Annotated in this window: 10 protein-coding genes; 2 read left to right on the top strand and 8 right to left on the bottom strand. The window is 54.3% G+C overall.

Annotated features, from left to right (window positions below; genetic code table 11):
* Positions 1-50 precede the first annotated feature (50 nt).
* Positions 51-650, bottom strand: a complete 600-nt coding sequence (gene azoR, locus RAC65_RS02375) for an FMN-dependent NADH-azoreductase (protein ID WP_283786568.1) — start codon at positions 648-650, stop codon at positions 51-53.
* Between the two features lie 247 nt (positions 651-897).
* On the opposite strand from azoR, the gene hrpA reads away from it, so the two are divergent.
* A complete protein-coding gene (hrpA, locus tag RAC65_RS02370) occupies positions 898-4797 on the top strand; it encodes an ATP-dependent RNA helicase HrpA (protein ID WP_375096318.1) in 3900 nt (1299 codons plus the stop codon).
* 76 nt (positions 4798-4873) lie between these two features.
* Here hrpA and RAC65_RS02365 read toward each other — a convergent pair whose 3' ends face one another.
* From RAC65_RS02365 to rstA, 5 genes are all read right to left on the bottom strand, one after another.
* A complete protein-coding gene (locus RAC65_RS02365; protein ID WP_006119261.1) occupies positions 4874-5683 on the bottom strand; it encodes a serine protease in 810 nt (269 codons plus the stop codon).
* A 278-nt stretch (positions 5684-5961) separates the two neighbouring features.
* Positions 5962-6447: an acid resistance repetitive basic protein Asr gene (gene asr / locus RAC65_RS02360; RefSeq protein ID WP_006119259.1), complete on the bottom strand. Its 486-nt coding sequence runs from the start codon at positions 6445-6447 to the stop codon at positions 5962-5964.
* A gap of 167 nt (positions 6448-6614) precedes the next feature.
* Complete coding sequence (locus RAC65_RS02355) at positions 6615-8102, bottom strand: carboxypeptidase M32 (protein WP_033741765.1); 1488 nt, start codon at positions 8100-8102, stop codon at positions 6615-6617.
* A gap of 18 nt (positions 8103-8120) precedes the next feature.
* Entirely contained in the window at positions 8121-9422 is a 1302-nt protein-coding gene (rstB, locus tag RAC65_RS02350; RefSeq protein ID WP_006119257.1) for a two-component system sensor histidine kinase RstB, read from the bottom strand.
* On the bottom strand, positions 9419-10144 hold the full coding sequence (gene rstA / locus RAC65_RS02345) for a two-component system response regulator RstA (protein ID WP_006119256.1): 726 nt from the start codon (positions 10142-10144) through the stop codon (positions 9419-9421). Before rstA ends, rstB begins: the two co-directional genes overlap by 4 nt.
* Before the next feature lie 174 nt (positions 10145-10318).
* On the opposite strand from rstA, the gene RAC65_RS02340 reads away from it, so the two are divergent.
* Complete coding sequence (locus RAC65_RS02340; RefSeq protein WP_006119255.1) at positions 10319-10729, top strand: hypothetical protein; 411 nt, start codon at positions 10319-10321, stop codon at positions 10727-10729.
* Here the strand turns inward: RAC65_RS02340 and RAC65_RS02335 are convergent.
* Both RAC65_RS02335 and ydgH read right to left on the bottom strand, forming a co-directional pair.
* On the bottom strand, positions 10726-12114 hold the full coding sequence (locus RAC65_RS02335) for a basic amino acid/polyamine antiporter (protein ID WP_205955336.1): 1389 nt from the start codon (positions 12112-12114) through the stop codon (positions 10726-10728). The genes RAC65_RS02340 and RAC65_RS02335 overlap by 4 nt on opposite strands.
* A gap of 205 nt (positions 12115-12319) precedes the next feature.
* A complete protein-coding gene (ydgH, locus tag RAC65_RS02330) occupies positions 12320-13273 on the bottom strand; it encodes a DUF1471 family protein YdgH (protein ID WP_006119253.1) in 954 nt (317 codons plus the stop codon).
* Positions 13274-13618 lie beyond the last annotated feature (345 nt).

Raw genomic sequence — 13618 nt, 5'->3', positions numbered from 1 at the left:
AGGCATAAAAAAACCGGGCTCAGCCCGGTTTTCCAGATAAGATCGGCGAATCAGGCCGCAACGATGTGTTTGATCGCGTCTTTTGCTTCGGCGGTGGCTTTTGTCGCGACTTCCGGGCCATAGGCAATGCCTTCGGCAAACACGAACTCGACATCAGTGATACCGATAAAGCCCAGGAACAGCTTGACGTAAGGAGTCAGCAGGTCAGAAGCGGTATCTTTGTGAATGCCACCACGGCTGGACAGAATCACGGCGCGCTTGCCTTTGACCAGGCCTTCCGGGCCGGCTTCGGTATAACGGAAGGTCACGCCAGCACGGGCGATCAGGTCGAAATAATTCTTCAACTGCGTGGGAATGTTGAAGTTGTACATTGGGGCAGCAATCACCACCACATCATGTGCCTGCAGCTCTGCAATCAGCGCATCAGACAGTGATAAGGCTTCCTGCTGACGCGTAGACAGCGGCGCATCGGAAGGACGCAGCGCGCCCACTAACTCACCATCCAGCACCGGTACCGGGTTTTCTGCCAGGTCACGCACGGTCACCTGATCGCCTTTGGCCTTTGCCTGCTCAGCATAGAAGTCAGCCAGCTGACCAGATTGTGAATAGCCTGCAAGAATGCTTGATTTCAGAACTAATACTTTGCTCATCGTAGTTTCCTGTCTGTTACGCGGAAGGCTTCCCGCTCAATGGCTTACACTTTACAAACATTGAACGGAGCGGGAAAGCGCAATATTTCGAGAGCTATATTCGAATTAATTGAACAACCCGTCATGCGCGAGGTCCGCGCGGCAAACGGGAATGTGCTATGATAGGCGCAATTATTATCGTTAATCAGCGGGTTATCTTAGCACTGTACGCTGAGTCCATACCGCCTGAGTAAGGTACGTCATTACTATGTCTTCTCCGGTTTCATCTCCCTTAACGCCGCTTTGGTCGCGGCTTGATGCCCTGATGCTGCGCGACCGGCAGCGGCTGCAACGCCGGTTGCACGGTGCCAGAAAAGTGAAAAATCCTGATGCCCAACACGGTATTGCCGCCGAACTGGAGCAGGATATTCTCGCGGCTGAGCAACGCGTGGCCCAGCGTATTGCCGCCACACCGCGCATCACGTTCCCGGATAATCTTCCGGTCAGTCAGAAACAGCAGGATATCGCGGATGCGATTCGCGCTCATCAGGTCGTGATCGTGGCAGGTGAAACCGGCTCGGGAAAAACCACCCAGTTGCCCAAAATTTGCCTGGCGCTGGGACGCGGTATCACCGGTTTAATTGGCCATACGCAACCTCGTCGTCTTGCGGCGCGCACCGTCTCGAACCGCATTGCCGAAGAGCTGGAAACGTCGCTGGGCGGCTGCGTCGGCTACAAAGTGCGCTTTAATGATCAGGTCGGTGAAACCACGCAGATTAAGCTGATGACCGACGGGATTCTGCTGGCGGAGATCCAGCAGGATCGCCTGTTAATGCAGTATGACACCATCATCATTGATGAAGCGCACGAACGCAGTCTGAATATCGACTTCCTGCTGGGCTATTTGCGTGAGCTGCTGCCGCGCCGTCCCGATCTTAAAGTCATTATCACCTCGGCGACCATCGATCCGCAGCGCTTCTCCCGCCACTTTAACAACGCGCCGGTGATTGAAGTATCGGGCCGGACTTATCCGGTGGAAGTCCGTTATCGTCCGGTCGTCGAAGAGGCGGACGATGTGGAACGCGATCAGCTTCAGGCGATCTTTGATGCGGTTGATGAGCTGAGCCAGGAGGGCCGGGGCGATATTCTGATCTTCATGAGCGGCGAGCGGGAGATTCGCGATACCGCCGATGCGCTGATGAAGCGCGATTTGCCGCATACCGAAGTGCTGCCGCTGTATGCGCGTCTGTCGAACAGTGAGCAAAATCGGGTATTTCAGTCACACAGCGGGCGACGTATCGTGCTGGCGACGAACGTTGCCGAAACCTCGCTCACCGTGCCGGGCATCAAGTACGTCATCGATCCGGGCACGGCGCGCATCAGCCGCTACAGCTACCGCACCAAAGTTCAGCGTCTGCCGATAGAGCCCATTTCTCAGGCTTCCGCGAATCAGCGTAAAGGACGTTGCGGCCGCGTATCGGAAGGGATCTGTATCCGGTTGTATTCTGAAGCGGATTTCCTGAGCCGTCCGGCCTTTACCGATCCCGAAATTCTGCGCACCAATCTGGCCTCAGTCATTCTGCAGATGACCGCGCTGGGACTGGGCGATATTGCGGCGTTCCCGTTTGTGGAAGCGCCGGATAAACGCCATATCCAGGACGGCGTCAGATTGCTGGAGGAGCTGGGCGCGCTGACCCTGAGCGAAGAAGGCCATTATAAACTCACCGGCTCTGGCCGCCAGCTGGCGCAACTGCCGGTGGATCCGCGCCTGGCACGCATGGTGCTGGCTGCCCGGCAGTACGGCTGTGTGCGCGAAGTGATGATTATCGCGGCAGGTTTGTCGATACAGGATCCGCGCGAACGCCCTGCAGAGAAGAAGCAGGCCTCCGATGAAAAACACCGGCGTTTTGCTGACAAAGAGTCTGATTTTATGGCCTTTGTTAACCTGTGGAACTACCTGGGCGAGCAGCAAAAAGCGCTGTCCGGCAATGTCTTCCGTCGCCAGTGTAAAGCCGATTTCCTTAACTACCTGCGCGTACGGGAATGGCAGGATATCTATACCCAACTGCGTCAGGTGGTCCGTGAGCTTGGTATTCCGGTGAACAGCGAACCGGCGGAGTATCGCGAGATCCACTGCGCGTTACTGACCGGTTTACTGTCGCATATCGGCCAGAAAGATGCGGAAAAGCAGGAGTTTACCGGTGCACGCAATGCGCGCTTTGCCATTTTTCCGGGCTCAGGTTTATTCAAAAAACCGCCCAAGTGGACAATGGTGGCGGAGCTGGTGGAAACCAGCCGACTCTGGGGCCGTATTGCCGCGCGTATCGATCCGGAATGGATAGAACCGCTGGCACAGCATCTGATCAAACGTAGCTACAGTGAACCGCACTGGGAGAAATCGCAGGGCGCCGTCATGGCCAGTGAGAAAGTCACCTTGTACGGCTTGCCGATTGTGGCCGCGCGCAAGGTCAACTATGGCGCGATCGATCCTACACTGAGTCGCGAATTGTTTATTCGCCACGCGCTGGTGGAAGGCGACTGGCAAACGCGCCACGCTTTTTTCCGTGCTAATCAGAAGCTGCGCAGTGAAGTGGAAGACCTGGAACATAAATCGCGTCGCCGCGACATTCTGGTAGATGACGAAACCTTGTTTGCCTTTTACGACCAACGTGTAGGGAAAGAGGTGGTTTCCGCACGCCACTTTGACAGCTGGTGGAAACAGGTCAGCAAAACCACCCCGGAACTGCTCAATTTTGATAAGCAGATGCTGATCAAAGCGGGCGCCGATACGGTCAGCCAGCTCGACTATCCCAATGTCTGGCATCAGGGCAATCTCAAACTCAGGTTGAGTTATCAGTTTGAACCCGGTGCGGATGCCGATGGCGTGACGGTCCATATTCCGCTTCCGCTGCTGAACCAGGTCGATGAAGCCGGCTTTGAGTGGCAGATTCCCGGTGTACGGCGTGAACTGATTATTGCGCTGATTAAATCGTTACCGAAGCCGCTGCGTCGTCATCTGGTGCCCGCGCCAAACTATGCCGAGGCGTTTTTAGGCCGCGTGACCGCAATGGAAATGCCGCTGCTTGATGCCCTGTCGCGCGAGTTCCGCCGGATGACGGGCGTGACGCTGGAGCGGGACGACTGGCAATGGGAACAGGTGCCCGATCATCTGAAAATGACCTTCCGGGTGGTCGACGAACACAACCGTAAGCTGCAGGAAGGTAAAGATCTCGCGGCGCTGAAAGTGCTGCTTAAAGGCAAGGTGCAGGAAACGCTGTCCAACGTGGCGGATGATGGTCTGGAACAGCGCGGTTTACACCTCTGGAGCTTTGGCGATTTGCCTCGCAGCTACGAGCAAAAACGCGGCAACTACCAGGTAAAAGCCTGGCCCGCGCTGGTCGATGAGAAAGACAGTGTGGCCATCCGGTTATTCGACAGTGAGCATGAGCAGCAGAAAATGATGTGGCGCGGTCAGCGTCGGTTGCTGTTGCTGAATATTCCGTCGCCGGTGAAATATCTGCACGAAAAATTGCCGAATAAAGCCAAGCTGGGCCTCTATTTTAATCCCTATGGCAAAGTGATGGAGCTGATCGATGACTGTATTGCCTGCGGTATCGATAAGCTGATTGCCGAGGCGGGTGGACCGGCCTGGGAACAGGCGGCCTTCGATGCGCTGCGCGAGAAGGTCCGCGCCGAGCTGAATGATACCGTGGTGGAGATAGCAAAGCAGGTTGAGCAGATTCTGACGGCGGTCTTCAATATCAATAAGCGCCTTAAAGGTCGGGTTGATATGACACTGGCACTGGCGCTGGCCGATATTAAGGCGCAGATGAATGGGCTGGTGTACCGGGGATTTGTGACCCAAAATGGCTGGCGGCATCTGGCAGATACCTTACGTTACCTGCACGGTATTGAGCGTCGGCTGGAAAAATTGCCGGTTGATCCCCACAGCGACCGCGCCCGTATGCTCCGGGTTCAGGCCGTTGAACAGGCCTGGCAGGCCTGGCGCAACAAACTGCCGCCGCAGCGTCAGGATGATGAGGATGTGCTGCATATTCGCTGGATGCTGGAAGAACTCCGCATCAGCCTGTTCGCACAGCAGCTTGGCACGCCTTATCCCATTTCAGATAAGCGCATCATGCAGGCGATGGAGCAGATCACCGCCTGACGGCGGCAAACAGGGTCTTGTAAGAATAAAAAAGCCCGCATTTAAGAATGCGGGCTTTTTTGTGTAACGGTGAGAGCTACTGCGCCAGCGCTTCCAGCCGGTCTTTAAATGACGTCACGGCAATCGCGCGGTTGTCAGCCAGATAACGGTCTTTCGCCGCCGGGGCAGAACTCTGCACCGCTATCAGTTGCCAGCCCTTATCGCCTTTCAGCAGGAGCGGAGAACCGCTGTCGCCAGGCAAGGTATCGCACTGATGCGATAAAACCGCCCGTTGCGCCCAGCCGGTAATCAGGCAGTCGCTGTGTGAATACAGGCTGTCGAGATGATCGGCGGGATAACCTGCCTGGGTCACCTTGCGGCCCGCCGCTTTCAGCGCCTCGGTTAAGTCACTACGCGAACCTTCAAACAGCGGAATCGGCGTAATGGCAGAAGGGGGATTGCGCAAAATAATCAAACCGTAATCGAACGGCGCTGCATTGCTGGGGACGATCCAGCCTTCGCCATCCGCTTTCAGCTTATGCACCAGCGACGGTTCAACGCGCGCATCAATGTCATGAATTTCGTAGCGCCAGCCTTTTTTGGTAGACATAAAACGTAGCGCTACGGGTTTATCAAATTTACCTGGAGGTGTCAGTAAACAGTGGCCCGCCGTCAGGGCAAGATGGGGAGAAATTAACGTGGCGGTGCACAGATTACCGCTCTCGGTTTCCAGTTGTCCTATCGCATCCCAGGGGGCCGCGCTGACATCGGTAATGGCCTGGCGATGATCTTTGCCAAAAAACAACATTTTAATTTCGGCGGGTGTCGGTGAATCATCATTATCATCAGCATGAACAAACGCGGTGAAACTGAAAAGTCCAACGATTAACAGGGTAGCCAGGCGCATAGAACTCTCAATAGCGAGAAAAAGAAAACGTTTTTGTTATTACTAAAGTGACATAACTATAGTCAGTGAGGCGTGAAAAAGGGAGTTTTTTCAGTGAATCAGTACGCTACAGCGACTAAATAAAAAAACTGGCCGCGATAACGCCACATAAGATCATCACAATCAGAATAATTTCGAAGCGATAGCGACGGACCATATTAGCCACTCCAGTAAAGAAACACCCGGCAGAACCGGGTGTTTTTAATTATTAACGCTTACTCGGACCCTAAAGGGCGACCTTATTTTTTAGCGGCTTTTTTGTGGTGCTTTTTAGCTGCCTGGGCTTTCTGAGCTGGCTTTTTGGTGTGTTTTTTAGCGGCCTGAGCTTTCTGGGCTGCTTTTTTGTGGTGCTTTTTAGCGGCCTGAGCTTTCTGGGCAGCTTTTTTGTGGTGTTTTTTAGCAGCCTGGGCTTTCTGAGCTGGCTTTTTGGTGTGTTTCTTAGCAGCCTGCGCTTTCTGTGCAGTGTCTTTCTTCGCTACTTTCTTCTTAGCGGCCTGCGCTTTCTGGGCAGCTTTTTTGTGGTGTTTCTTAGCAGCCTGCGCTTTCTGTGCAGCTTTATGATGCTTCTTATGGACAGCAGCTTTGTGCTCAGCTTTAGCAGGTGCAGCGGTGGTGGTCGCAGCCGCTGGAGCAGCAGTTGCAGGAGCGGCAGTTGTCTCAGCAGCGAAAGCAACTGAAGACAGACCCATAGCAGCGGCGATTACCAGTGCAAATAATTTTTTCATTGCAAAATCCTCGGACTATTTTTTCATGTGTAGCCCACTGCGGGGCCGGTGAGAAGACTATATGAAAATAAAACTGGCGCGTCCGTGGGTGATTGGTATCGCTGTGTAACCGATTGTACAAAGGGGATGTACGGGAGGAAAAGGCGGCCCTCAGGCCGCCTGCTACCTTAACTGTTCAGGTAACGTTGCTCAAGATGTTTGCGGAAATAGTCTGGGTTGAGCGCTTCGCCAGTAGCATTGACAATCAACTGTTCGGTGGTGAAACGGCTGCCATGTTGCCAGATATTCTGCTGCAGCCAGTCAAATACCGGCTGCAGGTCGCCATGCTGTATCAGCTCGGCGGATTGCGGAATTGCGTTTTGTAACGCCTGGAACAGCTGCGCAGCGTACATCGCCCCGAGTGTGTATGTCGGGAAATAGCCGAAGGCGCCATCGGTCCAGTGAATATCCTGCATGCAGCCATTGCGGTAGTTGCCGCGCGTATCCAGACCCAGGGATTGTTGCATCTTTTCATCCCACAGCGCCGGAATGTCTTCAACCTCAATCTCGCCTTCAATCAGCGCGCGTTCGATCTCGTAGCGCAGAATGACGTGCGCCGGATAGCTCAGTTCGTCCGCATCCACCCGAATCAGGCCCGGTTTAACCTGCTGCGTCAGCCGGACAAAGTTATCTGCCTGAAGGGCGGGCTGGTCACCGAGCTGACTGATGATTTGCGGCAGGATACGCTGCAGGAAAGGCGCGCTGCGTCCCAGTTGCATTTCCATAAACAGACTTTGTGACTCATGGATCGCCGTGGATCGCGCCAGCGCAACCGGCTGACCGCGCCATTGCTCAGGCAAATTCTGTTCGTAGCGCGCGTGGCCAGTCTCATGAATGACGCCCATCATGGCGCTCAGAAACTCATCCTGATTGTAGCGGGTGGTAATACGCACATCTTCGGGCACGCCGCCGCAGAAAGGGTGCGCGCTAATGTCCAGGCGGCCATGGTTAAAATCAAACCCCAGCTCGGCCATCACGCGTAAACCCAGTTCGCGCTGTGAGGCTATCGGGAACGGTCCCTGGGGCGTGATCACCGGCTGCTGAGCCTGTTTTTCGACGACCTGCTGCAACAAGTGTGGAAGCCAGGTTTTTAACTGCCCGAAGGTATGATCCAGCGTGGCGCTGGTCATGCCCGGTTCAAAAACGTCAAGCAGCGCGTCATAGCGGGAGCAGCCGTTCGCTTGCGCACGCAGTTCAGCTTCCTGACGGCTTAAGCGTACGACCTCTTTCAAATTGGTCGCAAAACCCTGCCAGTCGTTTGCCGGACGCTGTGTGCGCCAGGCATGCTCACAGCGCGATCCCGCAATGGATTTGGCTTCGACCAGTTCAGCGGGCAGTAATGTTGCCTGAACATAAGCGCGGCGCATTTCGCCCAGATTGGCGCGTTCAACATCATTCAGCGATTGCTGTTCTGCCTGATCCAGCCAGTCACCAATGCGTTTATCCGTCAGAATCTGATGTTGCAGCACACTCATTTCCGCCAGCGCTTCGCCCCGTGCGGCGCTGCCACCGGCGGGCATCATGGTTTGCATGTCCCATCCGGCGATGGCGCTGAGATGACTGAAACGCGACAGGCGCTGGAAGGTCTTACAAAGGTGTTGATAGGCTGAAGTCACACAAAGCTCCTGAATGCGTTAACGTCGTGGAAGTTCCCGAAAGGGGAGATCGAGCGGCCAGCTAAAACGCAGGCTGGCACCGCCAAGCGGGCTGGTTTCAACGGAAACCCGGCCGCTGAGCGCATGGGCGATGGAGTGAACGATGGCCAGGCCAAGTCCACAGCCGCCCGTTGCGCGGTCGCGACTCGGATCGAGCCGGACAAAGGGTTCAAATACACGTTCACGTTCTTCATGGGGGATCCCCGGACCGTCATCGTCGACCTGCAAATTACCGACTGCGCCGTCAAACCATAAGCTGACCCGCAGGCGCTGGTTTGCATAGCGCAGCGCATTATTGACAAGGTTGTCCAGCACGCGCTCCATAAGCCGGGTGTCTGAAACGCCGTAATTTTCCCGCTGGGGTAAGTCCAGCTCAATCTGCGTATCCGGGTTGATGGCCTGGAAGTCTTCCATGCGTTCACGCAACCAGCTGGCCAGATCCAGCGACTGCAAATTAAGGTCGACGCGTGGACGATCCAGACGGGCATAGGTCAGCAGCTCTTCAATCAGGCTTTCCAGCTGACTCACATCACGATTCAGCGCCGCAGATTCGGCTTCGCTCAGGTTATCGCTCATCTCCAGACGATAGCGCAGCCGCACAAGCGGTGTACGCAACTCGTGAGCGATACCATCAATAAGCTGTTTCTTGCTGGCGACGAGCGTATTGATATTCTCAGCCATTTGGTTAAATGCGACGCCAACGCGAAACAGGCTGGAGGTGCTGTCGAAATGAGTACGCACGTCCAGTTGCCCCTGACCAAAACGCTGAGCGGCATGTTCCAGTCGCAGCATCTCTTTCCAGTGCGGACGCAGCCAGATAAATACCGGCAGCCCAAGCGACATGCCAATAAATACGACCAGTGCCATATCCAGCAGGCGCATTTGATGCAGATAAAAAAGGTAAGGTATAGGTCCGACGGTCAGGACATAATGACTGCGCGGAATGTGTTGCAGGAAGGTGTATTTGTCGTCCAGCGCAACGATTTCGCCCGCACGCAGACGGCGTAACTCATTTTCATCCAGTTCGAACCGGCTCATGGGCTCAATATGCAGCTCAAATGACAAACCGAGATCCAGACTTTTGATCGTCTTATTCCAGTCGCGCGGCGGGATTTCACGCAGTTCACTGCGAATCAGGTAGAGCGAGCTGGCCATCAAGTCGTTCATGGACTGGCGGCCTGCGCGTTCGGCGGTAAATTTATAGACCAGCCCGACCATCAGCGACATCACCAGAAAACAGACAAACAGCAGCAGGTAGAACTGAATAAAAAGTTTTTTCATACCGAACGCGTGTCCCAGGCCTGCGGCGCAAACAAATAGCCTTTGTTGCGGATGGTTTTGATACGGAATGGCTCTGTTGCGCTGTCGTGCAGTTTTTTACGCAAACGCGAGATGGCAACATCAATACTGCGATCCATGCCATCGTAACTGACGCCGCGTAAGGTTTTCAGCAAGGCATCACGGTTAAGAATTTGTCCGGCATGGCTGGCCAGCACCCAAAGCAGATCAAAATCCGCCGTGGAAAGGGCGATATTTTCTTCAAACAGCACGACCTGGCGATTCAGGGCATCGATGGTCAGTGAGCCAAAGCGCAACATGCGTGTATTTTTCGTCGGCGCAGGGGCTTCTTCACTTTGCACCTGTTGTGACTGACGCAGGTGCAGACGCAATCGCGCCAGCAGAACGGCTGGGGGGGCCGTTTTCAGAATATAGTCCTGCGCGCCCATCTCCAGCGCGAGGATATGGTTCATATCGCTGTCAAGGGAGGTCAGCAGCACGATCGGCCCCTGCCAGTTTGCCCGTAAGTCACGGCAGATTGACATGCCATCTTTGCCGGGCAGCATGATGTCGAGCATGACCAGGTCAGGTTGCTGTTCGGCAATGGTGGCTTCAGCCCGATCGCCGCGCGTCTCAACAATCACTTCAATATCATGGCGTCCCAGGTAGGCGGCAATGAGCGAACCGACCTCCGGTTCATCTTCTACGTAAACGATTTTATGCATAATTCACACTAACGTAAAAAGGAGGGATAAAGCATAACTTTTCCTGGCGCAGAGCTCTATCCAATCACACGAAATATCCTTGAGTAACTGGTATATAATCCGCAAAATATGCAATCATTAACCCTGCGTTTAATATGAGTTCCGGATTCATTGTGATCACCTTGAGGAGCCAAAGTGTTTGATAAAGAGCTGGCATCAGCGGTATACCGTGATCGCATCCGCTTTAACTACAGTGATTTCCTGTCGGCATCCTGCAAAAAACGTTGGAGCTTTGTGGATGCCATCTATGGCGTACTGCCCATATTCGGCATGGTGACACGCAAATCTGCGCACAGTTTACAGGCAAGTGAAGATCACCTGAAAGAATTAGCCTTGCAAATCATATCAACCCAGGTCAGCGACGAAATCAACATCGCCCGCCTGATTACGTTAGCCGAGCAGCAGCACATTGCCCGCGTGGATATCCAGCTTCCGTATCCGCTGTCAGAGAAACAGCTGGAGGCGATTCATGAAGAGTACCGTAAGCCCGTGACGCTGACACAGCAGGATGACCTGCTGTGCGTGGTTCTCGGTCAGTCTCACTAAGTCAGTAGGGCCCACATCGCAGGCAGGGTTGCCACCATAATACAGACCATGGCAACCCGCTCAACGGGCCGCAGTGCCACCGCATGTCCGCCCCGACGTGCGAACATAAACAGCAAAATGCCCGGCGCATAGAGCACGACAGACATAAACAGATGCAGTGGACCGGAGGCATACAGCAACCAGATGCCGTACACGCTGGCACCGATGCCTGTCACGAGCGCCCAGGGTTTATGTTGTCCTTTGACCACCTTGATCAAATACAATCCCACCAGCAAATAGGGCACCAGAATCATTTCTGAGGCAATGGTCAACAGCATGTTGTAATCCGCACCGGTCAGGGCGATCAGGATCAGGCAAACCTGCACACTACCGTTTGTCAGCCACAGTGAGGCGGCTGGCGCATTACGGACGTTCTGGCGGGCAATACTGCGGGGGAAGGCACCTTGCTGCGCGGCAATAAACGGCACTTCTGCCGCCATAATGGTCCAGCTCAGATAGGCACCGCAGACAGAAATAATCAAGCCCACGACAATGATTGCGTTACCCCAGCTTCCCGTCAGTTGCGTCATCAGGCCCGCCATCGAAGGGTTACGCATTTCAGCCAGCGCCGCGCGCGGCACGATCCCTAACGAGAGCAGGGTGACCAGCAGATAAACCAGCAGGGCGGCCAGCACGGCCAGCAGCGTCGCCCGTCCGACATCCTTTTTATGGCGAGCACGCGACGAGACCACTACAGCACCTTCCACGCCGATAAAAACCCACAGCGTGATTAACATGGTCTGTTTGACCTGTTGCCATAACGGAACGCCGAGGCTCAGCCCGGAAAAGTCAAAATGGAAGCGGTCATAATTGAAGGCCATGACGGCCAGCACCACAAACAGCAGCAGCGGCACCAGTTTGCCCAGTGTCGCCAGCAGGTTAATGCTGGCGGCGGTCTGAACGCCCCGCAATACCAGCCAGTGAACCAGCCACAGCACTATGGATGCGCCCAGCATCGCCTGCCAGGTATTCCCGTTACCAAAAATAACCCTGTCCGGCGTATCGGTGAAGAAACTCAGGGCAGAGAAAACAATAACCAGATAGGACACGTTGGCGATAACCGCACACAGCCAGTAACCCCAGGCGGAACAAAATCCCGTCAACTCACCGAATCCAGCGCGGGCGTAGGTAAAGATACCGCCATCCAGATCGGGTTTGAGTCGCGTCAGCAGCAGCATCGCCAGCGACAGGAAAATAATCCCTGCGCCGGTGATCAGCCAGCCAGTCAGCAACGCGGCCGGACCTGCGACCGCCGCCATATTTTGTGGCAAGCTGAAAACACCCGCACCCAGCATGGAGCTGAGTACCAGCGCGGTCAGGGCACTGAGGCCTAATTTTTTCTCCAAAACATTCTTCCTGCGAGCATAAGTGGCTGGGTGACCAGCATAAACACCCTATTATATCGGTGTTGTGTTGCGTAAATCGCGTGTAATACGCTGAAAAACAGGCGGAGGATTTTACGGAGTGCGGTGAAGGATGGCAATGCGTGACTATGCAAAATTGCGCAGGGATTATGCAAACAGTTGGGCGGCTTGCGCCGCCCTTAATTGCTTATTTGAACAGATCGGCGGTCACGGTCAGGTTACCCCCGCTCTGGTTCTGCCACTGGCGTGTGATGTGGTAGAACTTCGCACCTTTGCCAGCCGCACGTTTGGCGGCTTCCTGCGAGACTTCGGTTGGTGTGCCGAAATGGCCGCTGAAGGTGACCGTATCAAACGGCTGCATCTGTGCCGCGGTGACTGCGTTCAGCTCCTGGATTTCCCGGCCGTCTGGCAGCGTCACAGAATAGCGTTTACCGGTTGAACTCTGCGTTTCAAAGAAGCGTCCCACGGCATTGCTTGGGGTTTCAGAGGAGGCAACGCCCGGAATCTCGACTTTTTTCGCCTCAGCACCGCCCGCGGCCAGCGCGGCTTTACCTGCCTGAGAATCAGCCGGAATGCTATCCGGGCTCTGCACGGCGCGCTGTTTTGCATCCGCCTTATAGATGTAAGCGGTAATGAACTGGTTGCCACCGGTATTGGCATCAACCTGACGCACAATAAAGAAGGACGCAGCGCCTTTTTCTTTCGCGGCTTTAGAAATTGCCTCGTTCACATCGGGCTGGCTGGGGAAAAAGCCGGTCACCGTCACTGTATCAAAGGGTTCAAGGCGATAGGCTTCCGCTTTCGGCAGCTCTTTCAGGCCATTAAACATCCGGTAGTCGGTTTCCTGACTCGCTTTAGGCGCATTCGCCTTATACAGATCCGCGGTTACGCGCCAGTTACCACTGTTACCGTTGCTGTCGTTAATACCTTGAATGTAATACGAATCTGCATTCAGTTCATCAGCACGTTTGGAGACGGCATCCGCCGCATCGCCAATTGCATTAAAACGACCGGTGATATTAATACGTTCGAATGGCTTCAACGCGGCCGCTTGTTCTGGCGTCAGCTCTTTAGCGGCAAACGCATTTCCCGCCAGCAGAGATAACAATGTAGATGCCAGAATAGTGTTCTTCAGCTTCATAAAAATGATCCTTCGCCTTACGCAAAATGAGTACGAAAACGTGCTGGACTCTTGATGTATAACAGAATAGCTGCTGATTATTACATGTTATAAACACGCTGTCGCAGCCAATTTTTGCGATTTCTCTCTCGTTGTGATCCGGTTTTTTTTATCACGGCGTCACGACTCGGTATTTTACCTTACGCTTAAGACAGGCAGATGAAATAAATGTTCGTAGCTTTATCAAAACCGTTAATGCGTTGTTAAATTTAGGTTTTTCCGAAAGGAATATTCGTATCGAAGGGCGCTTAGTTAGTTAATTATCTGCCAGTGATGCGATCAGACAGTGACGTTATGCGGCATAAC

Source organism: Pantoea sp. BS_8, from assembly GCF_041954965.1.
In the GTDB taxonomy this organism is placed as follows: domain Bacteria; phylum Pseudomonadota; class Gammaproteobacteria; order Enterobacterales; family Enterobacteriaceae; genus Pantoea; species Pantoea stewartii.
This window is presented reverse-complemented; position numbering and strand designations above follow the sequence as displayed.